Here is a 22,053-nt window from a genome sequence, read left to right as displayed (position 1 = left end):
TTAATATTCTCGTTTTTAGAAATTTGGAGCATTAACATCCCACCAAGTTCTAGTTCCACCGTTATCAGGACCGTTAAGTTTTGCAATACCTGTTTTAACACCCTCAGGGTTTCCGTCTTTTTCAGTAGATACAAAGTTTATTCTTCTTACACCATACTCTGTAGTAATAGCGCCAGCACTTTGATTGTTAAGAACTGGCAATAATTTAGGGTAACCTGTTCTACGGTGCTCAGCCCAAGCTTCCATACCGTCAGGGAAATTAGCAATCCATTTTTGAGTAATGATTTTTTGCAATTTCACTTCGTTACTTGCAGTTTCATCCCAAGCAACAGTTACTTTATTTACAGCTAAACCACTATTAAATGGAGCAACAGGATCTACATAATCTTTAGCTGTTTTTACATTATTTGCAATATAGTCAGCAGCACCACCTACAGAAAGCTGTTCAAAAGAAGCCGTAATACCTGCTTTGTAGAATGTTGCAGCGTCACCGCCCATATTCCAGCCTCTTAAAGCACCTTCTGCTCTTAAGAAATATACTTCAGCCGTATTCAACCAAACTACTTGTTTGTCTTTATCGATTATTTTACCAAAGTTCGAAAATTTCATATGCAGAGTTTTATCTCCCTGAGTTCCACCAGTACGAACTCCTTTGTATTGTCCAGGAAATTGCTCAGATTCATAAAAATAAACACTCATTCTAGGGTCATTATATCCCCCCATAATAGACTCCATATCTGCAGACATACGACTATCATTGTATTCATAAGCCGCTACTCTAAGAGGATGTTGTGCCACATTTTTATATACAATAAAACTATCATCAACCTTTGTCATTACACCAAATTTTTGGCTGATTGCTTTTTCTGCTTCTGCTTTAGCCAGTGCAGGATTTACTTTTACAATACGCATTGCTAATCGTAAACGCAATGAATTAGCATATCTAACCCATTTTTCGTAGTTCCCATCGTATGTAGAACGATCTGTGTCTGTAAATGCACTTTTTTCTTTAGCATCGACTCTTTTTGTTAATTCATTAACAGCAAAATCTAAATCTTTAAACATTAACATGTAGGCCTCTTCTTGAGAATCATATCCAATTGTAGCATCTGTAGTACCTAATTTTGAGTATACAATTGGTCCCCAAGAATCTGCCGCCTTATGTAAAGTCTGTACTTTAATAATAGTAGCTAGAGCATAAAACTGATCATATTTGCCTTTCGCCTCTCTTTCAACTTTTAAATAGTTTGCCATTACTTGTGCATAAATAGCCTCCCAACCCCAAAGATTCCAATTATCAGAAAGTGCATAAGAAAGATTATTAGCTCCATCAAAACCTGGAGGAGTGGTGTAACCTCCCCAAGCATTTCCAGATAAATCAATGGCTACCTGATACTTCCAACCTGGAGTATTTACCATTACATTATCAAACATGCCTTTGAAAGGTCCTCTTATATGATTAAAATCCTGTGTTATTTCCTCATAGGTAAATCCATCTGGATTACTATTAATCTCATCAAAATTATCTGTACAGCCAACTAAGGCTAAAAGACCGAAGCAGATTAATGATTTTTTTATATTATTTGTTTTCATGATGTTTTAATTAGAAAGTTACATTTAAATTAAGACCAATGCTTCTAGTTGATGGCAGACCATAAATATCAACTCCTTGTAAACCTTGTCCTGTACTTAAAGCTATGTTTGGATCGAATGGTGCATCTTTATAAAAGAAGAATAAATTCCTTGCTATTAATGATAAAGTTGCCGTATTAACAAATGGAATAGCTTTTTTATTGAAAGTATAACCAAGTGAAACTTCTCTTAAACTTACGTTTGTAGCATCATATACATATTCAGCAGTTGCCCCATTAAGACCTCCAACTGCATTGTAATAATCTTGTGCAGGTATCGAAGTCACCTTTGTTCCATCAGGCATAACTGCGTTTACTGCAACACCACCTGCATTTCTTGCATCTCCAGATCTTTTTGATACTCCATAAAAATCATTCATCGATTCTGTAATACTCATTACATCTCCTCCAAAACGTCCATCTATTAAGAAATTAGCTGTGAAAGAACCAAATTTGAAAGTGTTTGACCAACCTAACATAAAATCTGGGTTTGCATTACCAACTTCATGGAAATCAGCTTCAACCACTGGTTTCTTCTCAGCATTTAAAACCATTTCTCCCTTGTCATTTCTAACAATACCTCTACCTTCGATAACACCAAATGGTCTTCCCTCAGTTAAGGCATATCTGTAATTGATGTTGTTTACTGGAGTTAAAGGAATAGTACCTCCTAATTCTTCTGGAATTTCTTTCACTTTATTTCTATTGTGAGAATAGTTTACCATAGTCTCCCAAGAAAATTTTTGTCCTTCAATAATTTTTCCGCTTACAACAAGCTCTATACCTTGGTTGGCAATACTACCAGCATTAATTCCATAATTAACATAACCATAAGGATTTGTTGCAGGTGCAGGAACCTGAATGTATTGGTTTTTAGTTTCTGAATTGTAGTAAGAGATTTCAAAACCTAATCTATTGTTGAACATTCTCCACTCAGTACCAAACTCAAATTCTGATTTTAATTCCGGTTTTAATGATTCACCAGGTCTTGGTCCTACTGTAGGAGGAATAATTTGACCACCTTGAACAGTTGATTTTGGAGAAGTTACAAAAGCCGAAACGTCATTACCAACTTGAGCATAAGTTCCTCTCACTTTTCCAAAATTGATCCACTCTGGTAAAGTTGCCATTTCGCTAATAAGAGCTGTAACCCCTACCGATGGATAGAAATATGATGGTGTATCTGTATTCACAAGTGTAGAAGACCAGTCATTACGTCCTGTAACGTCTAAATACAACATATTTTTGTAACCAAAAGTTGCAGAGGCAAATAAAGACTGAACTTCCCTTGACGAACCTGTAGCTTGAAGACTTAAATTATCTGTACCGCCAACATATCCAAAATTACCTAAAGTAAATAAGTTAGCATTAACAAGTCCACCAGCTATACCAGAATCTAAAGTAGTAGCATGATTTGCTAAAGTATTATTAATACTTGTCCCAACGATTGCATTAAAACTAAAGTTTTCGTTGAAGTTAGTATTGATTTTAGCAATTAAATCTGCATAACGCTGTGTGCTTAAAGTTGCTACGTTAATGTATCTACCATTTTTATTAGATAAAGAAGTGTTTGTAGTAGCATAAATTCTTTTATCAAAATCATTTTCAATTCTGTTATAACTGTATCTTGCTCCAATACTCAACCAATTGTTTGCTTTATAATCTAAAGCGATATTTCCGTTAAAGAAATTATCTTTATCAACAGATTTGTTTCTATTGATTAACCAATAAGGATTTTGAACATAAATATCAGCATCTAATGGAGTATAAAAATTCTGTCCATACAGATTCTGAGTAGGAAGAAATACTTCATAATTATCTTTATAATAATTAAAATCATTTCCTCTTTGGAATAAATATACCCCTGTCAATGGGTTTGAATAAAGTCCATTTACTGGTCTATTATCAATAGTTTGAGTAGTATATTTTGCATCAGCAGAAACAGTTAATTTATTGTTGAAAAATTTACCTGTCTGACGAATTCCGAAGTTATTTTTCTTTAATCCATTTCCTTCTATAACACCTGAAGCTGTAGTATTAGCATAAGAGATACTTGTACTAGAAATATCTGTTCCCGTTGTAAATGCTGCAGAAGTAATTTGTGTAACACCAGTATTAAAAAAATCTTTTACAAAATCATTTGACTGTACTTTTCCTCCCCATGAAAACTGCTGATTAGGTGCACCATATTCATACTGAAATTTTGGTAATGAATGAACAGATTCGAAAGTTGTTACAGAAGAAATAGCTAAATTCCCAGTATTTTCCTTCACTTTTTTAGAAGAAAGTAAGATTACACCATTTGCTCCTTGAGATCCGTATAATACAGAAGCTGCTGCACCTTTAAGTACTGTCATTCCTTCGTAATCATCAGGATTAATTAAAGAAACAGTATCTCCACCATCACGGTTACCCCCTGCTGTACTACCAAAAGAGTCGTTTGGCTGGTTTGAACTTCCATTATACAAAGGAATACCATCAATAACATAAAGCGGCTGGCTGTTCATGATAGAAGAGTTACCACGAATTACAACTTTTGTAGATCCTCCAGTACCACCAGAACTTTTTGTTACTGCAACACCCGCAACTTTACCTGCAATTGTATTAATAACGTTGGCATCTTTTACACGAGTCAACTCTTCTCCTTTAAGTTCCTGAGCTGCATAAGTCAAAGATTTTCTTGTTTTCTTAACACCTAAAGAAGTTACCACAACTTCGTTTAATGCATTTGAAGCCCCCTGAACCATCTTCACATTAATTGTAGCAGCATCTCCTACAACTATCGTCTGAGTTTCTAGTCCTACATAAGTAAAAACCAAACTCTGACCTTTTTGAACTTCAATAGTATACAATCCGTCAAAATCGGTAGTTGTTCCTTTTTGACCTCCTTGTACAGCAACAGAAGCTCCTGGTAATGGCATACCGTCAGAATCTGTAATCACACCTTTGACACTTTTTACTTGTGCAAGCGAAACTTGCGCCGTAAAAACAATCATAAAGATTAAGAAAATTTTTTTCATGTTTATTTTTATTTTGTTAGTTATGAAGTAAAATTATTCTTAAGGCATTGTTAAAAAAAATAAATTAAACCAACAGCAACAAAATTTAAACGAACGACATAAATCATTCAATAATACGCTTTACGAAAACGTTCTAATAGAAAAATTAAGCACCAATATCCTTTTTTTGCGAAATTTTATTCAAAAAAATTGGCTTTTTGCAGTTAATTGTTTAAAGTTGCACAATATTTCAGTATTGTTAAGAAAATCTAAAAATCTCGTAAAGAACTTAAAGCCAGTTGAAAGAAATAAGAAAAGTTAAATTTGACATCAAACTGCAAAATCATATCTGGTTTTGGGGAGTATACTTTACTTTAAACTTTTTAAGATGGGGTGCTTATTTTAATGATTACCCGTACGCATTCAAATCTAACCTAATTGAATTTTCGCTGGTTATACCATTAGTATATCTAAATTTATTTGTTTTAGTTCCGAGATATGTACTTAAGCAGAAGTATATTATGTATACTTTTTTATTGCTTCTCAGTTTATTTGCCATTTATTTAGCAAAAACTGCCCTTACCTATTATATTATATCTGAAAATATCTGGCCAGAAGCCAATAGAGAATATCATCCTTTTGAAATTAACCATATCGTTGCCGTCTGTATTGGAGAGTTGTATGTACTGGCAATGGCCTCATCAGTCTATCTTACATTAACATGGCTAAGAGAAAGAGAAAGAAACAGATCTTTAAGAGAAAATCAATTTAAGATTAAGTTGAAATATTTAGAAAACCAGATTCAACCGCATTTTTTCTTTAATACCTTAAACAATCTGTATGCTCTATCATTAGAATCGTCAAAAAAAGTTCCTGATGTAATCATCAAACTTTCTAATTTGATGGAATATGTTTTATATGATGTTAAAGGAACCAAGTTTGTTCCATTAATAAAAGAAATAGATTATATTCAAAATTATATTGAGATCGAAAAGTTGCGTTTTGAAAATGTTGAAGTAACCATAAATCTAGAATCCAACATTGACGATGTCGTTGTACCGCCGCTAATTTTTATTTCATTGGTTGAAAACGCATTCAAACATGGCGGCTTGAATAACAAAAATCTAAAAATAAAAATCAATTGTAAAGTTATTGACAACAAAATACTCGATTTTGAAATCTTAAATAATTTTGTAATTTCACAAAATCATAATCCGAAAAGAGGAATTGGTTTGGTTAATACAAAAAAAAGACTAAAACTGATTTACAAAAACAATTTTAGCCTAAAACACCAAACCAAACTAAATTTCTACATAATCAGATTGCAAATACCTACTCAGAATGAAGATTAAATGCGTGTTAATTGATGATGAGCCTCTAGCTATCAAAGTCTTACAAAATTATTTTACCAATTTTACAGATTTTGAAGTTGTTGCAACATTCAATAACTCTTTAGAGGCGCTCGATTTTATAAACAGTACTCCTGTCGATGCCGTCTTTTTAGACATAAACATGCCTATGATGACCGGTTTTGAGCTTATCAGTCTTATTGAAAACAAAACCAAAGTTATCATTACTACTGCCTTTAGAGAATTTGCTGCAGAAAGCTACGATTTGGATGTACTGGATTATCTCGTTAAACCAATTCCGCTGCCAAGATTTATAAAATGCATTAATAAAATTACCACCGAGTATAATCTCAAAAACAATATTAAAGTTGAAACCGCAAAAGGTGACTCTCATATTTTTATTAAAGTCGATAAAAAAATGATGAAAATTAATATTGAGGAAATTCTATTTGTCGAAGGAATGAAAGAATATATAAAAGTTGTCACGCCAGACAAAACCTATATTACTCATAAATCTCTTACATCGCTATCAGAAGAATTACCAGCAGATCGTTTCCTGAGAATCCATAAATCCTATGTAATTGCACTAAATAAAGTAAAATCTATAGAAGGAAACCGCGTTCAAATACAATCTTACAACATTCCGATAGGCCGAAACTACAGTAAAGAGGTTAAAAACAAGATATTGGAATAAAATATAATTACGAATTACATTTTCTAACTGGGTTAAAATTAACACTTTGTTGAAAAAACATAGTCGTTGGTTTAAATTTAACATTATTTATACCTTTTTATTTTTTTTTGATAATCCTAACAAATATATTTACGGTCTTCAAAAAACAATAAAATAAAAAATTAACCTTATTATTATGAGTTCAGAAAATGTGCAAACCAAATGGGGGCAATTTATCTCTTTGATAATCGTCTTCTTCTTTTGGGGTTTTGTTGGTTCAGCCAATGATATCCTGATTCCAGTATTCAAAAAAGTATTTACGTTATCGCAAGTACAATCTCAATTAGTAGCATGGGCTTTCTATGCCGCTTATTTTGTTGGATCAATTATATTCTTTATCGTTTCGTTAAAAGTAGACGTTTTACAAAAATATGGCTACAAAAGAACCTTGTCTGCAGGACTAATTTTATCTGCTGTAGGTTCATTTTTATTCGTTCCAGCTGCTACAACTCAAAGTTTCCCTTTCTTCTTAACAGCTTTATTTACAGTAGGATTAGGATTTTCAATTCAGCAAATTGTAGCAAATCCGTTAGCTATTAAAATGGGAAGCCCAGAAACTGGAGCGCACCGTTTAACTCTTGCTGGAGGAATCAACTCTTTCGGAACAACTATCGGAGCTATTCTACTAGGTATCGCTTTATTCGGAATGGGAGACAACAAAAAAACATCCCTTTCATTAGAAGATATTAAATTACCTTTTATCATTTTGGGTCTTGCCTTTATTGCCGTTGCCGTTTTCATGAACTTTTCTAAGATTGAAGATCCTGTAAAAGAGGAAGAAGCAATCATCAAAGACAAACACAGCAGTTTCAATATTCTTGACTATCCGCAATTATACTTGGGTATGTTAGGAATTTTTATTTATGTTGGAACTGAGGTTACTATCATCAGTAATTTACCTGCGTTATTGCACACTCACGAGTTCGGAAACGTTCTGGAAGATGCAGTTGCGCCATTTATTGCGCTTTACTGGGGAAGTTTAATGATCGGGCGTTGGAATGGTGGAGTAAACGTATTCAACACTTCAAACTTGGTAAATACCGCACTTAAATTTATTGTACCAGCTGCTGCATTTGGAGTAATTATCGGAGCAAACATCTTTGCTGCTCACGATGTTTCTTCATTCTACATTTACCCAATCTGGATTTTATTATTTATCGCTGTAAGTTTTGTTGGTGGAAAAAATGCTGGAAAAACATTAATGCTTTTCGGAATCTCTGGATTAACAATGATGGTTTTAGGATTAGCTTGGCCAAACCCAGAAATTGCTAAATTCTTCTTTATTTCTGGCGGATTATTCTTATCTATCATGTGGCCTTCAATTTTCGATTTAGCGATCGCTGGATTAGGAAAAAACACAGGAAAAGCATCATCTTTCTTAATTATGATGATTCTTGGTGGAGGAGTAATTCCATTGTTACAAGGAAGTATCTGTGATTTAGATGCTACAAATCCAAACGGAATTTTCGGCATCACATATACCCACTTCTCGTACATTGTACCGCTTATCGGTTTCGCTTATTTAGGATTCTACGGTTTCTATTGCCCTAAAATCTTAAAAAGACAAGGAATCAGCCACATCGAAAGTGCTGGTGGAGGACACTAAAAATTAAAAAAATCCAATATAAAAAAATCCAAATTCCAATCTAAAAACTGGAATTTGGATTTTTTTTTCAAAAAAAGAAAAAACTTAGAAGCTTAGAAACTCATTTAGCATCTATAATAAAAATCCAAATTCAAATTTTACCAATCAGAATTTAGTTTTTTTTTTATTTACAAAGAAGAGAAAACCTTAGAAGCTTAGCATCTTAGAAGCTTAGAAACTCATTTAGCATTAATAATATTACTCAAATTCTTCTTAAAAACAGCTTTATTTTGCGCCGATAAAGGATAAACCACATCTTTGTCCGCATGAACAATTACTTTGTCAATATCAGCATTTAAAAGCGCTTGTGGGTCTTTTATTTTTAAGGTACACGCTCCATCAAAAAAGCCATCATCTTCGATAGTTTTTCTAGCCTCAATAACTGTCCCGTCACTTAAAACTGCCGAGATCTTCATTTCACTATTTAATGTTTTCGAATAAAATCCGTCCATAACTAATAAAAGACGATAATTATTTTTTAATTCTGGCCCTTTAAATTCATGCCTCGTAATATTATACCTAAGACCTTTTGCGAGCGTTTGAAATTTAACCGAACAATCCAGCTCGTAAGTAGCAACATCTCCCGCTTCATTTACCGAAGTAATAACTTTAGCGGCTTGGGCGTTTATAGAAAAACTCGCTACAAAAAATGACAACATAAATAAGACAACTTTCATATTTAACTATTTAAGATTCAATATAAAAGTAAAAAAAATCGTCTTTTCTCGTTAGAAAAAAGACGACTTTAATTTTATAAATATTTAAGGATTATTTATTTCCTTTTTCAAAGTCAGCTACGAATTGAGCTAAACCGATATCTGTTAATGGGTGTTTCAATAAACCATAAATTGCAGAAAGAGGTCCAGTCATAACATCAGCACCAATTTTAGCACAGTTTACAATATGCATTGTATGACGCACAGAAGCTGCCAAAATTTGAGTTTCGTAACCGTAGTTATCATAAACTTCTCTAATTTCTTGAATCAAGTTTAATCCGTCAGTAGAAATATCATCTAAACGTCCAACGAATGGAGAAACATAAGTAGCTCCAGCTTTTGCAGCCAAAAGCGCTTGTCCTACAGAGAAAACAAGAGTCACGTTAGTTTTAATTCCTTTATCAGAAAAATATTTAGCTGCCATAACACCTTCCTTAGTCATAGGAAGTTTTACAACAATTTGCTCATGTAGTTCAGCAAGCTCCTCACCCTCTTTAACCATACCTTCAAAGTCAAGAGCGTTAACTTCAGCACTTACATCACCATCAACAAGATTGCAAATGTCAACATAATGCTTAAGGATATTGTTTTTTCCAGTGATTCCTTCTTTTGCCATTAATGACGGATTAGTCGTTACACCATCCAAAACTCCTAAAGCTTGCGCTTCTTTAATTTGAGCTAAATTAGCTGTGTCTATAAAAAATTTCATAATTTGTTTAATTAAAAATGGTTTGTTCGTATTTATATGTTTGCAAAATTCTCCAAATAAGCATTCAAAGAAAATCTAGCTGCAAAATTACAAAATCAATATCAATAACGTTTTTAAAATCAAAACCATTTTGGATTTAATTGTTAAAAATAAGTGTAGTTTTTACATTTTTCTACAACTTATAATGATTCATAAGCATTTTCTCATACATTTTATCTGGGAGCGCTCGTTTTAACACAATTGAAAACTTCTGCATAAAAGCGCCAACCTTATAATGTACATTTGGTTTTTTAGTCTGAATGATTCTGTAAACCGCTTCTGCCATTTCATTTGGATTACTTCCCGCATCAACATGATCGTTCATAGTCGCTAGAACATCACCATACACTTTTTCATAAGCAGAGTCTTTAATAACTGGCGCATGATAACGTCCGGCTGCAATATTGGTTGCAAAATCTCCAGGCGCAACATTCGTAATTTCGACCCCAAAAGACTTTACTTCCATTCTTAAAGCTTCTGTAATCAATTCTAAAGCTCCTTTTGAAGCCGAATAAACACTTCTATACGGCAATCCCATATAACCAGCAATCGAAGTAATATTAATGATAAGCCCAGAATTTTGTTTACGCATTTGTGGTAACGCCGCCTTCATAACTTCAATTGGTCCAAAAAAGTTCGTTTCAAAATTATTTCGAATTTCTTCCGTTGGAATTTCTTCTAAAGGTCCAGTAATTCCAACTCCAGCATTATTGATTACAATATCTAACCTTCCAGAAGTTGAAATAATTTTATCGACAGCAGTTTTAATCGAATCAGCATTTCGAACATCTAAAGCCACCAAAGGAAAAACTGAATTTAAAACTTTCTCCGGATTTCTGCTTGTTCCGTATACAACAAACCCCTTTTGATGTAAAAATTCACCAATAGATTTTCCAATTCCTGATGATCCTCCGGTAATTAAAACGACTTTACTCATTTTTTTTAGTTATAAGTTATAAGTTATGAATTATGAGTTTTGGAGAATCGCTTTATTTTGAACAGTATATAAAATGCTCAACGTTTAACTTTTAACCAATAACACCTAACTTCAGATTGGGTAAAAATAAAAAAATCCTCCTGAAAGGAAGATTACAAACTAATTAAATTCTAAAAAAAAATGGCAAGCGACCTACATCGCACCGCTCAACCACGTACCCTTGCTATGTTCCCATCCTGGGGGAGTCTGCAGGAGCTGGTCGTGTAGGACTTGCCGGTGCAAATATACAATCTTTTTATATTTTTGCAAGAGCTTTGCTGCTATAAAAATAACATCGTATATTGGCTTATTGAAATTTTAAACTATGAAAAAATATAACTTCCTAGCTGTCATTTTATTAGGAATCACATTAATTGGGTGTAAAGAAAAAAATAAAGTTGAAAATTCTTTATTTACTATCGATGATTCTGCTTTTCCGGCTCATTTTACGCAAAAAGAAGTGCTTAATATCGGAATTTTAAACCCAAATTCGAAAGAAATCGACAGCGTTGCTTACTTCATAAACGACCAAAGAGTTGGAGGAACAAAAGGCAAAGAAAATTTTAGATTTGAATTAATAGATCAAAAATTAGGATATCAATACCTAAAAGCGACTGTATATTTTGGCGGAGATACTTCTGATGCCACTAAAAGAATTGAGGTGGTTTCAGATATTCAGCCAAAATTGTTAAAGTATAAAGTAGTAAACACTTTTGCTCATGACAAAAAAGCCTTTACAGAAGGTTTAGAATTTTACAAAGACACTTTATATGAAAGTACCGGACAAGAAGGTGCTTCATTTATAAAAAAATACGATTACAAAACAGGAAAAGTTTACAAACAAATTGATCTTGACCAGCAATATTTTGGAGAAGGAATTACATTTATCAATGATAAATTATTCCAATTAACTTATAAAAACAAAAAAGGTTTTATCTACAATGCCAAAACCCTAAAACTTGAAAAAACTTTTGATTATGAAAAAGATATTGAAGGTTGGGGAATGACAAATGACGGAAAGCATATCTACCAAACAGATGGAACTGAAAAAATTTGGAAAGTTGATCCTGCTACTCAAAAAATGATTGATTATGTCAACGTTTATTCAGGAGAATCGAAAATTAAAGCCGTTAATGAGATTGAATGGATCGACGGGAAAATTTATGCCAACGTATGGTTTAAAGATGCTATTGCTGTTGTAAATCCAGAATCTGGAGCTGTTGAAGGAATTTTAGACTTATCTGGTTTAAGAAAATCTATGAATGACATTACTAAAGATGATGTTTTAAACGGTATTGCGTACAATCCTAAAACTAAAACCATTTTTGTTACTGGAAAAAATTGGAGCAAAATGTTTGAAATTACAATTTCAGAATAAACTCAAGACAAAACAATTTTACGAATTTCACAAGTTTTCACATATTAATCCGTGAAAATTTGTGAAATTTGTGTTTTATAACAATTCTTACTAATGATCACTTTAATCACAAACATACAAGAGTTACTACAGGTTCGCGAAACTTCAATTGCTAAAGTTTCAGGTGCTGAAATGGCTAATCTTCCAACAATTAAAAATGCTTTTTTAGTTTTAAAAGACAATTTAATTGAAGACTTCGGCTCAATGGATAATCTTCCAAAAATAAATGCTGACAAAACAATTGACGCAACAGGAAAAGTTGTGCTTCCATCTTGGTGTGACAGTCATACACATATTGTATATGCAGGAAATCGCGAGCAGGAATTTGTGGACCGCATCAACGGACTTTCTTATGAAGAAATCGCTAATCGTGGCGGCGGAATTCTTAATTCGGCTAAAAAGTTAAATGAAACTTCTGAAGAGGAAATTTACGAGCAATCTAAAATTCGCTTAGAAGAAGTAATGCATTTAGGAACTGGAGCCGTAGAAATTAAATCAGGTTATGGTTTGACAGTTGACGGAGAATTAAAAATGCTTCGCGTAATCAAAAAACTGGCCGAAAACTACCCTATCGCAATCAAAGCAACATTTTTAGGCGCACATGCTTTTCCTTTACATTACAAAGACGATAAAGCAGGTTATCTGGACGAAATTATCAACGAAATGCTGCCAGAAATTTCAAAAAACAAACTTGCAGATTACGTAGATGTTTTCTGCGAAAGCGGCTATTTTTCTGTAGAAGAAACCGAAAAAATAATGGAAGCTGGTCTAGCATTTGGCTTAAAGCCAAAAATTCACGTAAACCAATTCAATTCGATTGGCGGAATTCAGGCTGGAGTTAAATTTAACGCCCTTTCTGTGGATCATTTAGAAATAATGAACTCAGAAGATATTGAAGCATTAAAAGGGACTGAAACAATGCCTGTTGCTTTGCCTTCTTGTTCTTATTTCTTAAGCATTCCGTACACTCCTGCACGCGAAATGATAAAAGCTGGTTTACCTTTGGCATTAGCCACAGATTTTAATCCTGGCTCTACTCCATCGGGAAATATGAATTTTGTAGTGGCAACGGCTTGCATCAAAATGAAAATGACACCAGAAGAAGCTATAAATGCCGCAACAATAAACGGAGCGTACGCAATGGGACTTTCAGAAACTCACGGAAGCATTACAAAAGGCAAAAAAGCCAATCTGATTCTAACAAAACCAATTTCTTCTTACTACCAAATTCCTTACGCTTTTGGAAGCAATCTTATTGAATCTGTTTTTGTTGAAGGTAAAATTTTAGAATAAAACGCTTTCAGAAATAGAACAAAACAATTCGATTCAATGATTAAAATCTAATCGAATCTGCCAAAATCTGTCAAAATCTGCGTGAAACTTGTGTTCATAGTTTTTTTTTCACACAGATTTAGACAGATTTAAGCAGATATCCATAGATTAATTTTAAAAAAGCATTTAAGATTAAATCAATACCAAACAAATTTAGAACTAAAATAAAGCCTTATTGCATAAAAAAAGGTCTGTGAAAATCACAGACCTTTAATATCTAAGTGGTATTTTATCCCTTCGGCTGAATTATCTTAAGCTGAAACTAGTTTTAGAAACCAATTCGTCATTATCAAAAACATTGATAAAGTAAGTTCCTTTAGCAAAATCTTTTCCTGGCAAATCTTCACTTACTTGAACAGTTTTATTCTCATATTTCACTGTAGTTTTGAAGCTGTAAGTTAAAGTGTTATCACCAAAGCTTTCTGTTTTCTTTTCGCCTAAAACATTGTTTTTAGCATCGATAACTTGAACATAATATGTTTTGTCACCAGATTTTGCAATTTGATTTTCAGCAATTGTAAAGCTTACTTTCAAAACATCAGCACGGCTTGCTTTATCAGTTTCGATTTGTTTACCAGAGCTTTTCAATTTGTAAGCTGAAGTTTTAGTATTCAATACAGATAATTTAGAACCTTTTTCTACAGTTTTAGCTAGTTCTTCATTTTGACCAACTAATACTTCGTTATATTTTTTAGATTCTCCTAAAACTACAATAGTACTATCTCTTTGAGTAGTTAAAACACCATTTTGTTTTTTCAACTCATCGTTTTCAGCAACTAAAGTTTTCATTTTGCTCTGCATTGCTTGAACTTGAGATCTGTATTTAGAAACATCTCCTTTAGATTTGTTCAAATCATCCATTAAAGCCACAACTTTATCTCTTTCTTGGATTAATTCGTCAGACATAGAAGTGTTTTCAGCAATAGCAGCATCATAAGTCGCTTTTAATTCCTGTAAATCTTTCATTACAGATTCTTTTTCAGTCAAGGTTGTTGTAAGTTCAGTTTTAACCACCTCTGTATCAGAAGATAATTTAAAAATATACACTAAGCTACCGATCAGTAGGACTGCTAAAACTGCGATTACCGCCTTTAGACTTGAATTGTTGTTCTTTGGGTTTTCCATATTTAAATAATTTTCTTTAATAACAAATTTAAGAATTAATATAAGGTAATAACGTAAGTTTCTACAATTATATTATTTTTGGAAAATAAATTTTTTTCATGGAAAAATTAATCCCATTCACTATAAATGATTTAGCAAAAATCACAAATCATAGAAGTGGTGAAATAAAATTCGGAGAAAAAATGATTGTCATTCCTTCAGGGGCTGACATTGTTAATTTTCTTAAAGAAAGCGAAGCTAAATATGTGCTTTTAGGAATTCCTGAAGATATTGGCGTACGGGCCAATTACGGACGGCCTGGAGCTGCTTCTGCATGGAAATGCGCTATAAAAAGCATTGCAAACATTCAGCATAATAGATTTTCTAAAGGAAGTAATATCATTGTTTTAGGACAAATTAATGTTGCTACGGAAATGCGTGAAGTAGAGAATCTTGATTTTAATGACATTGATGATCGTTCAAAATTAAGCCAGCTGGTTGAAAAAATAGATAAAGAAGTATCTCATATTATTTTTACCATAATTAAAGCAGGAAAAACACCAATCATTATTGGCGGAGGTCACAACAATGCCTACGGAAATATTAAAGGTGCCGCTCTTGCTAAAGGAAAACCAATAAATGCGATCAATTTTGATGCACATTCTGATTTTAGAATCTTAGAAGGCCGTCATAGCGGAAATGGTTTTTCATATGCTTATGAAGAAGGTTTTTTAAAGAAATATTTCATTTTTGGACTTCATGAAAACTACACTTCAAAAAGTGTTTTAGATATTATCAAAAAATTGGAAGACCGCGTTCGATATAATACTTACGACAGTGTCAACATTAGAAAAGAAAAAGATTTTAATCGTGAAATGATTACTGCTTTGGATTTTATTAAAAATGATGCTTTTGGAATCGAAATCGATCTTGATGCAATTCCTAATATTGCCAGCAGCGCCATGACAATTAGCGGATTTTCTGTCGAAGAATTAAGGCAGTTTGTTTCTTTCTTTGGAGAACATAAACATGCTGCGTATCTGCACATCTGCGAAGGAGCTCCAGATTTGGACAATTCTCCAAACAATAACTTAATAGGTAAATTGATTGGCTATTTGGTTACCGATTTTATCAAAGCCAATATCGAACCTGCCTGATTTTAAATACCCTATTTGATTATACTGTAAGGGCTGTTTGCCAAATAAAAGCAAATTCAAACAAACGATTGAACGAATAAACATATCTTTGCACAGCATTTTAGTACTTAAAACTAAAATACTAAATACCAAAGATATGTTATTCGAAGATCTATCACTTTCAAAAAGTATACAAAAGGCCGTATTTGAAGAAGGCTATTTAAATCCGACCCCAATTCAGGAAAAATCAATTCCTATTGTTCTAGAAGGCCGTGATTTAATTGGTTGTGCGCAGACAGGAACAGGAAAAACGGCAGCTTTTGCTATTCCAATCATACATCAATTACACCGAATTGTCGGTTCATCTAAAAAAGCAAAACAAATTCGTGCTCTTGTGGTTACGCCTACTCGTGAACTGGCAGTGCAGATCGGGCAAAGTTTTGACACTTATGCAAAATATACCAATTTAACACAACTGACTATTTTTGGAGGAGTTTCTCAGAATCCGCAAGTAGACGCTTTAAAAAACGGAGTCGACATTTTAATTGCAACCCCAGGACGTTTACTTGATCTTCACAAGCAAGGATTTCTAGATTTAAATCATCTGCACACTTTAGTACTAGATGAAGCAGATCAGATGTTAGATATGGGATTTATAAACGATGTCAAAAAAATTGTAAAACTAACTCCCAAAAACAGACAAACTTTACTTTTCTCTGCAACAATGCCAATTGCAATTAGAGAACTTGCCGAAATGTTCCTTCAAGATCCAGAAAAAGTTGAAGTTTCTCCAGTCTCTTCTACAGCAGAAAATGTGGAACAACGCATATATTTTGTTGACAAAACTGAAAAAAGAAACTTACTGTATAATTTGATTAAAGAAGAGAATTTATCAAATGTCCTTGTTTTCTCGAGAACAAAACACGGTGCAGACAATGTTGTAAAAGCACTTCGTAAGAAAGATATTCCTGCAGAAGCTATTCATGGAGATAAGTCGCAAAATGCAAGGCAACGCGTCTTAGATGCATTTAAAAATAAAGAAGTTGGTGTTTTGGTTGCAACCGACATTGCAGCGCGAGGAATTGATATAGAACAACTCCCTTACGTAATCAATTTTGATTTGCCGAATATTCCAGAAACTTACGTTCACCGAATTGGCCGTACAGGTCGTGCAGGAAACGGCGGAATTGCAATTTCTTTCTGCGGAAAAGATGAACTTCCTTATTGGAAAGACATTCAGAAACTAATTAAAGTTGATGTGAAAACAATTGCAGACCATCCGTATCAATGGCATTCTGGAAGTCCAGAAGCTGGAGAAAAGCCTAAAAGCTCAAACAGAAGCGGTGGCGCTCATAAATCGAGAAAATCAACAAACGCTAAGAAAAACAAAAAACGCTGGTACTAAACAGCGTTTTTTTCGTTTATAAGGAAATTGATTATTTTAAATAATTTAACCGGTTCAAAAGGTTTAATTATAATATCATTCATTCCAGACGAAATCGCTTCATCTGTAATTTCATCTTTATCAAAGGCTGTCAAAGCTACAATTGGAGTTTCAATTCCTTGAAGACGTATTCTTTTTGTGGTTTCAAATCCATTCATTAAAGGCATATTAATATCCATTAAAATCAGATCGAAAGTTTCATTTTCTAAAGCTTTAAGCGCAGCAAAACCATCATCTACTACTTTGCAAGAATAATTATTCTTTTCAATAATCTTTTTCGTCACAAGCTGATTAATCAAATTATCTTCTACCACCAAAATTTTATAAATTTCGCTAGAAGTCAAATCAACTTCGATTTCATCAATAATGCTTTTTGTTTTAGCTAAATCGTGCTCAAAAGCAATTGTAAAAGAAAATGCTGTTCCTTTTCCTAAATCACTGTCAAGTGCAATTGTACTTCCAAAAAGCCCAAGCAGTCTTTTTACAATGCTAAGCCCTAAACCTGTACCTTGGTAATCCTCATCTCTCCTGCCTACTTGTACAAACTTCTCAAAAATTTTATTCTGATCTGCAACTGCAATTCCGATTCCGTTATCTTTAATCAAGAAATCTAAATAGTACAGTTTACCCTCTATTTTATTTAGCTTTACATTAATTTCGACTTGTCCGTCTTTGGTGAACTTTAAAGCATTACTTACCAAATTCATTAAAATCTGAGCAAGACGAAGTTTATCTCCAATTAAGTACTCAGGAATATTTGAGTCAATATTGGTAGAAATTCTATTATTATTTTTCTGCGAAAGGAAAGAAAGCGAGTTTTTGATTACTGTAATCTCGTCAGAAATATTAAAAGTCAGGTTTTCAAGGACAATTTTATTTTCTTCAATTTTGTTAATCTGCAAAATATCATTTACAAGAGACAGTAAATATCTGGCAGAAAACTTAAGAGAACTTAAATGCTGGCTTCTCGAAATTTCTTTATGTTCTTCGAGCAGCATATTGGTGATTCCAACAACCCCATAAAGCGGTGTACGCAATTCATGGCTTATAGTTGATATAAATTGTGTTTTGAGCAACGAGGCTTCTTCTGCAATTTCTTTCGCTTTAAGGAGCTCTAAATTGTGTTTTTTCTTGTATCTGATATTCTTTATCAGCGTGATAATTAAAATTAAAAGAATCAGCGAAATCAGGATAAAAAGGATTACAATGATTTTCGATTTTCTTAAGCTCTGCGATTGCTCTACTTTTTCTCCTTCGACCTTGTCAATTTGCCTCTTATACTCATCCAGCTCAAGACTTAAACCAGCTTGCGATGCCTTTTTAATTTTCTTAACATCATATAGATTATCTGAAAGATCATCATGCTTAACAAGTGCATCGTACGCTTCTTTATGCCTGTTTGTTTTATTCAAAAAATGCGAATATTCCAAATAAGCATGCGACAGATCTATTTTCTCCTGACATTTTTTACCTGCTTCAATGGCGCTCAAAAAATAAGCATTGGCTGCCTTATTATCATTTTTATAGCTAGAGTAAATACCATTCAACATAGCAACAACAACCTCTGTTGATTCGTCATTGTATTTTATTTTAGTACTGTTTACATACTTTAAAAAGAGATACCCCTGATTGTAATTTCCAATATCAAAATAAGCCCATGCAATATTTACGTTTGTAAAATAAACCTCTTTTAAATCATTTATTTTCAAAGCATAAGCTACTGCTTTTTTATAACTACGGATTCCCTCATCAAATTGTTCTTTACCAAAACAATACATGTTTCCCAAATTATTATAAAGGTTACATTTTAAAGAATCGTTATTGGTTTTATTGGCATAATACAAACCTTTTTTATAGAAAAAAATAGCTTTATCATACTCTGTCAATTCGTTATAATTTGCAGCTATAATATTATAAGAGCGAGCAATAAGACAATTGTCTTTTATAGCTGTTGCAGCACTTAAGGCAGCTCTCGAATAGATTAGTGATTTCTCGAAATTAGATTCTCTAAAATTTAAAAGCGCTTTCTTTACGGTCTTATCAATTTTAGGATCGAGGTTACAATTAGATTGCGCGATTGCTGAATTGGCAAAGCAATTCAGAACCAAAAGTAAAAGTAAAAAAATCCGTTTTTGGGGCATCAATCGGCTAGTTTGATCAAATATACACTTTAAAATAAAAAAAAGCTGTATTTCACAAAAAAATACAGCTTTTCAAATATTATTTCGATAACTAAGATAAAAAAATTAAAATCTCAGTTCTTTTATTATTCTTTATTGTTTTCCCATTGTCCTACTACAGAAGTAGCTAATGCATTTCCTAATACATTAGTAGCACTTCTAAACATATCGCAGAAGTGGTCAATTGGAAGAATTAAAGCAATTCCTTCAATCGGAATATCAAACATACCGCATGTTGCTGCCACTACAACCAAACTTGCTCTTGGCACACCAGCGATACCTTTACTAGTAAGCATTAAAACTAAAAGCATTGCCATTTGTGTTCCTAAATCTAAATGCACATTATAAAACTGAGCAATAAAAATACTTGCAAAAGTCATGTACATCATACTTCCGTCAAGGTTAAACGAGTACCCAAGCGGCAACATAAAAGAAACAATTTTATCTTTTACTCCAAAACCTTCCAATTCTTCTGTTAATTTTGGAAATACAGCTTCACTACTTGTTGTTCCAAAAGCAATTGCCAAAGGTCCTGTAATACGTCTAAGCAATTCAGTCATTCTTCCTTTAAGGAAAATATATCCGACAGCAATTAAAATAACCCATAAAGTACTGATACCTATTAAAAACGAACCGAAAAATTTAAAGTACGTAATAACCAATTCTTCTGCATCTCTTATGGCAAATACACCTGCAATTGCTCCAAAAACTCCAATTGGCGCAAATTTCATTACATAGTTTACCATTTTCAAAACGACATGCGATAATTTATCAAAAGCACCAATAATTGGCTTTACTGTATCTCCTAACGAAGCAGCTGCCAATCCGAAGAAGATCGAGAAAACTACAATCTGCAGAATTTCATTAGTTGCCATTGCTTCAACAATACTTTTTGGCACGATATGCTCAACAAAATTATCAAACGATAAATTTTGTGTTTTTCCAGTAACTTCAGAAGCTGCCGCCATGTCAACGTGATCAAGTTTTAGACCAACACCTGGCTGTAAAATATTTACATAAAACAATCCAATTAGAAGCGAAATAAATGACGCTGTAAAAAACCATCCAATAGCTTTTCCTCCAATTCTTCCAACAGTTTTAATATCACCCAATTTCGCAATTCCAACCACCAAAGTCGTAAAAACCAATGGAGAAATAATCATTTGCACCAAACGGATAAAAATGGTTGCCAGCATTTTTATTTTACTGCTAAATGTCTGCGCTGCTTCGGGCGAAATGCTATTGTGCAGTATAATTCCTAAAATAGCTCCTAGAACCATCGCAATTATAATCTGCCCTGTTAATCCCGAAAGAAATGATTGTTTTTTAGTTTCTGTAACTTCTTGCATTAAATTAATTTTTAATTATTAAAATAATAAGACCCTCACTGTCTTACCTTTTATTAATATGTTTTGTTGATTAAATAGAAATCTGCCAAAACAATAGCGGCCATCGCTTCTACGATTGGCACTGCGCGAGGCACTACACACGGATCATGACGTCCTTTTCCTGTCATTGGTGTAATGTTTCCTTTATTATCTAAAGAATCCTGAGTCTGCATGATAGTTGCAACAGGTTTAAACGCAACTCTAAAATAGATATCCATTCCGTTGCTGATACCACCTTGGATTCCGCCAGAAAGATTTGTTTTTGTTGTTCCGTCAGGATTATACAAATCGTTATGTTCGCTTCCTTTCATTTCTGATCCAGAAAAACCACTTCCATATTCAAAACCTTTTACTGCATTAATAGAAAGCATTGCTTTTCCTAATTCTGCGTGAAGTTTATCAAATACTGGTTCTCCTAAACCAACTGGAACATTCTGAATCACACAACTCACAACACCTCCAACAGTGTCTCCCTGTTTGCGGATGTCACGAATATATTCTTCCATAATCGCAGCAGATTTCTCATCTGGACAACGAACAGGATTGCTTTCAATTTTAGAAAAATCTAATTCTTGATAAGGTGTTTCTAAGTGAATTGGCCCCACAGAAGATACATAAGCATTGATTTTAATTTCAGGCAGCATTTGTTTTGCAATGGCACCTGCTACTACTCTACTTGCTGTTTCTCTTGCAGAACTTCTTCCGCCACCGCGATAATCACGAAAACCATATTTCTGATCGTAAACATAATCAGCATGGCTTGGTCTGTAGTTATCTTTTATATGAGAGTAATCGTCTGATTTTTGATTGGTATTTGGAATAATGAACCCAATTGGAGTTCCAGTTGTTTTTCCTTCAAATATTCCTGATAAGAATTGAACGCTGTCTGGTTCTTTTCTCTGTGTAACAATTGCCGATTGCCCAGGCTTTCTACGAGCCATATCTACTTCAATTGCGTCAAAATCTAATTGTATTCCTGGAGGACATCCATCAATAATTCCGCCTAAAGCTTCACCGTGAGATTCTCCAAATGTAGTTACTTTATATAGTGTGCCGAAGCTGTTTCCTGCCATTGTGTTTTGTTTTGAGCAAATGTAAGTTTTATGAATTAAATTAAAAAATTTAAAACTGGTATTATTAACGAAACATTAAATGGGATAAAAATCACGATTTGGTAAAATTAATCTCTTTTTGATAACCTTTTAATAAAATCAAATTTCACATTTTTTTATTCATTTGTAAAACTTCAAATCAA

16 protein-coding genes and 1 other RNA gene are annotated in these 22,053 nt (G+C 33.3%); 7 read left to right on the top strand and 10 right to left on the bottom strand.

Annotated elements, in window-relative coordinates; all coding sequences use genetic code 11:
- Positions 1 to 15: 15 nt before the first annotated feature.
- Entirely contained in the window at positions 16 to 1,593 is a 1,578-nt protein-coding gene (locus tag RB618_RS13310; RefSeq protein WP_308069172.1) for a RagB/SusD family nutrient uptake outer membrane protein, read from the bottom strand.
- 10 nt (positions 1,594 to 1,603) lie between these two features.
- A complete protein-coding gene (locus RB618_RS13305) occupies positions 1,604 to 4,651 on the bottom strand; it encodes a SusC/RagA family TonB-linked outer membrane protein (protein ID WP_308069171.1) in 3,048 nt (1,015 codons plus the stop codon).
- A gap of 278 nt (positions 4,652 to 4,929) precedes the next feature.
- On the opposite strand from RB618_RS13305, the gene RB618_RS13300 reads away from it, so the two are divergent.
- From RB618_RS13300 to RB618_RS13290, 3 genes are all read left to right on the top strand, one after another.
- The gene (locus tag RB618_RS13300) at positions 4,930 to 5,982 is read left to right on the top strand and encodes a histidine kinase (protein ID WP_308069170.1); all 1,053 of its coding nucleotides are present in this window, start codon (positions 4,930 to 4,932) and stop codon (positions 5,980 to 5,982) included.
- The gene (locus RB618_RS13295; RefSeq protein WP_308069169.1) at positions 5,972 to 6,673 is read left to right on the top strand and encodes a LytTR family DNA-binding domain-containing protein; all 702 of its coding nucleotides are present in this window, start codon (positions 5,972 to 5,974) and stop codon (positions 6,671 to 6,673) included. The genes RB618_RS13300 and RB618_RS13295 overlap by 11 nt, the downstream gene beginning before the upstream one ends.
- Before the next feature lie 175 nt (positions 6,674 to 6,848).
- Positions 6,849 to 8,318 carry an MFS transporter gene (locus RB618_RS13290; RefSeq protein WP_308069168.1) on the top strand — a complete coding sequence of 490 codons (1,470 nt, stop codon included), beginning with the start codon at positions 6,849 to 6,851 and terminating at the stop codon, positions 8,316 to 8,318.
- Between the two features lie 218 nt (positions 8,319 to 8,536).
- Here RB618_RS13290 and RB618_RS13285 read toward each other — a convergent pair whose 3' ends face one another.
- The 4 genes from RB618_RS13285 to ffs all read right to left on the bottom strand — a co-directional run bounded on the left by RB618_RS13285 (position 8,537) and on the right by ffs (position 11,034).
- The gene (locus tag RB618_RS13285) at positions 8,537 to 9,034 is read right to left on the bottom strand and encodes a hypothetical protein (RefSeq protein ID WP_308069167.1); all 498 of its coding nucleotides are present in this window, start codon (positions 9,032 to 9,034) and stop codon (positions 8,537 to 8,539) included.
- A 91-nt stretch (positions 9,035 to 9,125) separates the two neighbouring features.
- Positions 9,126 to 9,782 (bottom strand): fructose-6-phosphate aldolase, encoded by a 657-nt coding sequence (gene fsa, locus RB618_RS13280; protein WP_308069166.1) that lies wholly within the window; start codon positions 9,780 to 9,782, stop codon positions 9,126 to 9,128.
- Between the two features lie 172 nt (positions 9,783 to 9,954).
- A complete protein-coding gene (locus RB618_RS13275; protein WP_308069165.1) occupies positions 9,955 to 10,758 on the bottom strand; it encodes an SDR family oxidoreductase in 804 nt (267 codons plus the stop codon).
- A 178-nt stretch (positions 10,759 to 10,936) separates the two neighbouring features.
- Positions 10,937 to 11,034: signal recognition particle sRNA small type (gene ffs / locus RB618_RS13270), an RNA gene on the bottom strand.
- 88 nt (positions 11,035 to 11,122) lie between these two features.
- On the opposite strand from ffs, the gene RB618_RS13265 reads away from it, so the two are divergent.
- Both RB618_RS13265 and hutI read left to right on the top strand, forming a co-directional pair.
- Complete coding sequence (locus RB618_RS13265; protein WP_308069164.1) at positions 11,123 to 12,175, top strand: glutaminyl-peptide cyclotransferase; 1,053 nt, start codon at positions 11,123 to 11,125, stop codon at positions 12,173 to 12,175.
- A 93-nt stretch (positions 12,176 to 12,268) separates the two neighbouring features.
- Positions 12,269 to 13,507 carry an imidazolonepropionase gene (hutI, locus tag RB618_RS13260; RefSeq protein ID WP_308069163.1) on the top strand — a complete coding sequence of 413 codons (1,239 nt, stop codon included), beginning with the start codon at positions 12,269 to 12,271 and terminating at the stop codon, positions 13,505 to 13,507.
- Between the two features lie 285 nt (positions 13,508 to 13,792).
- Here hutI and RB618_RS13255 read toward each other — a convergent pair whose 3' ends face one another.
- On the bottom strand, positions 13,793 to 14,671 hold the full coding sequence (locus tag RB618_RS13255; RefSeq protein ID WP_202004001.1) for a hypothetical protein: 879 nt from the start codon (positions 14,669 to 14,671) through the stop codon (positions 13,793 to 13,795).
- A gap of 98 nt (positions 14,672 to 14,769) precedes the next feature.
- Between RB618_RS13255 and RB618_RS13250 the strand changes: the two genes are divergently transcribed.
- Complete coding sequence (locus RB618_RS13250; protein ID WP_308069162.1) at positions 14,770 to 15,807, top strand: formimidoylglutamase; 1,038 nt, start codon at positions 14,770 to 14,772, stop codon at positions 15,805 to 15,807.
- Positions 15,808 to 15,943: 136 nt separating this feature from the next.
- Entirely contained in the window at positions 15,944 to 17,191 is a 1,248-nt protein-coding gene (locus tag RB618_RS13245; RefSeq protein WP_308069161.1) for a DEAD/DEAH box helicase, read from the top strand.
- Here RB618_RS13245 and RB618_RS13240 read toward each other — a convergent pair.
- The 3 genes from RB618_RS13240 to aroC form a co-directional block, all read right to left on the bottom strand.
- Positions 17,188 to 19,371, bottom strand: a complete 2,184-nt coding sequence (locus RB618_RS13240; protein ID WP_308069160.1) for a response regulator — start codon at positions 19,369 to 19,371, stop codon at positions 17,188 to 17,190. The two genes, RB618_RS13245 and RB618_RS13240, sit on opposite strands and share 4 nt — an antisense overlap.
- Before the next feature lie 125 nt (positions 19,372 to 19,496).
- Positions 19,497 to 20,759 carry a cation:dicarboxylate symporter family transporter gene (locus tag RB618_RS13235; RefSeq protein WP_308069159.1) on the bottom strand — a complete coding sequence of 421 codons (1,263 nt, stop codon included), beginning with the start codon at positions 20,757 to 20,759 and terminating at the stop codon, positions 19,497 to 19,499.
- Positions 20,760 to 20,812: 53 nt separating this feature from the next.
- Positions 20,813 to 21,871: a chorismate synthase gene (gene aroC / locus RB618_RS13230; RefSeq protein WP_308069158.1), complete on the bottom strand. Its 1,059-nt coding sequence runs from the start codon at positions 21,869 to 21,871 to the stop codon at positions 20,813 to 20,815.
- Positions 21,872 to 22,053: the final 182 nt, after the last annotated feature.

Origin of the sequence: Flavobacterium sp. LHD-85, from assembly GCF_030929595.1 — a bacterium.
In the GTDB taxonomy this organism is placed as follows: domain Bacteria; phylum Bacteroidota; class Bacteroidia; order Flavobacteriales; family Flavobacteriaceae; genus Flavobacterium.
The sequence above is the reverse complement of the archived record's forward strand: the minus strand, read 5'-3'. Positions and strand labels throughout refer to the sequence as shown.

Excerpts from the sequence above, each read along its gene's own strand:
- RB618_RS13285 (WP_308069167.1), bottom strand. The coding sequence starts at position 9,034 with ATGAAAGTTGTCTTATTTATGTTGTCATTTTTTGTAGCGAGTTTTTCT.
- fsa (WP_308069166.1), bottom strand. The coding sequence starts at position 9,782 with ATGAAATTTTTTATAGACACAGCTAATTTAGCTCAAATTAAAGAAGCG.
- RB618_RS13250 (WP_308069162.1), top strand. The coding sequence starts at position 14,770 with ATGGAAAAATTAATCCCATTCACTATAAATGATTTAGCAAAAATCACA.
- RB618_RS13295 (WP_308069169.1), top strand. The coding sequence starts at position 5,972 with ATGAAGATTAAATGCGTGTTAATTGATGATGAGCCTCTAGCTATCAAA.
- RB618_RS13245 (WP_308069161.1), top strand. The coding sequence starts at position 15,944 with ATGTTATTCGAAGATCTATCACTTTCAAAAAGTATACAAAAGGCCGTA.
- RB618_RS13240 (WP_308069160.1), bottom strand. The coding sequence starts at position 19,371 with ATGCCCCAAAAACGGATTTTTTTACTTTTACTTTTGGTTCTGAATTGC.
- RB618_RS13255 (WP_202004001.1), bottom strand. The coding sequence starts at position 14,671 with ATGGAAAACCCAAAGAACAACAATTCAAGTCTAAAGGCGGTAATCGCA.
- RB618_RS13235 (WP_308069159.1), bottom strand. The coding sequence starts at position 20,759 with ATGCAAGAAGTTACAGAAACTAAAAAACAATCATTTCTTTCGGGATTA.
- RB618_RS13290 (WP_308069168.1), top strand. The coding sequence starts at position 6,849 with ATGAGTTCAGAAAATGTGCAAACCAAATGGGGGCAATTTATCTCTTTG.
- RB618_RS13275 (WP_308069165.1), bottom strand. The coding sequence starts at position 10,758 with ATGAGTAAAGTCGTTTTAATTACCGGAGGATCATCAGGAATTGGAAAA.
- RB618_RS13310 (WP_308069172.1), bottom strand. The coding sequence starts at position 1,593 with ATGAAAACAAATAATATAAAAAAATCATTAATCTGCTTCGGTCTTTTA.
- RB618_RS13305 (WP_308069171.1), bottom strand. The coding sequence starts at position 4,651 with ATGAAAAAAATTTTCTTAATCTTTATGATTGTTTTTACGGCGCAAGTT.
- hutI (WP_308069163.1), top strand. The coding sequence starts at position 12,269 with ATGATCACTTTAATCACAAACATACAAGAGTTACTACAGGTTCGCGAA.
- aroC (WP_308069158.1), bottom strand. The coding sequence starts at position 21,871 with ATGGCAGGAAACAGCTTCGGCACACTATATAAAGTAACTACATTTGGA.
- RB618_RS13265 (WP_308069164.1), top strand. The coding sequence starts at position 11,123 with ATGAAAAAATATAACTTCCTAGCTGTCATTTTATTAGGAATCACATTA.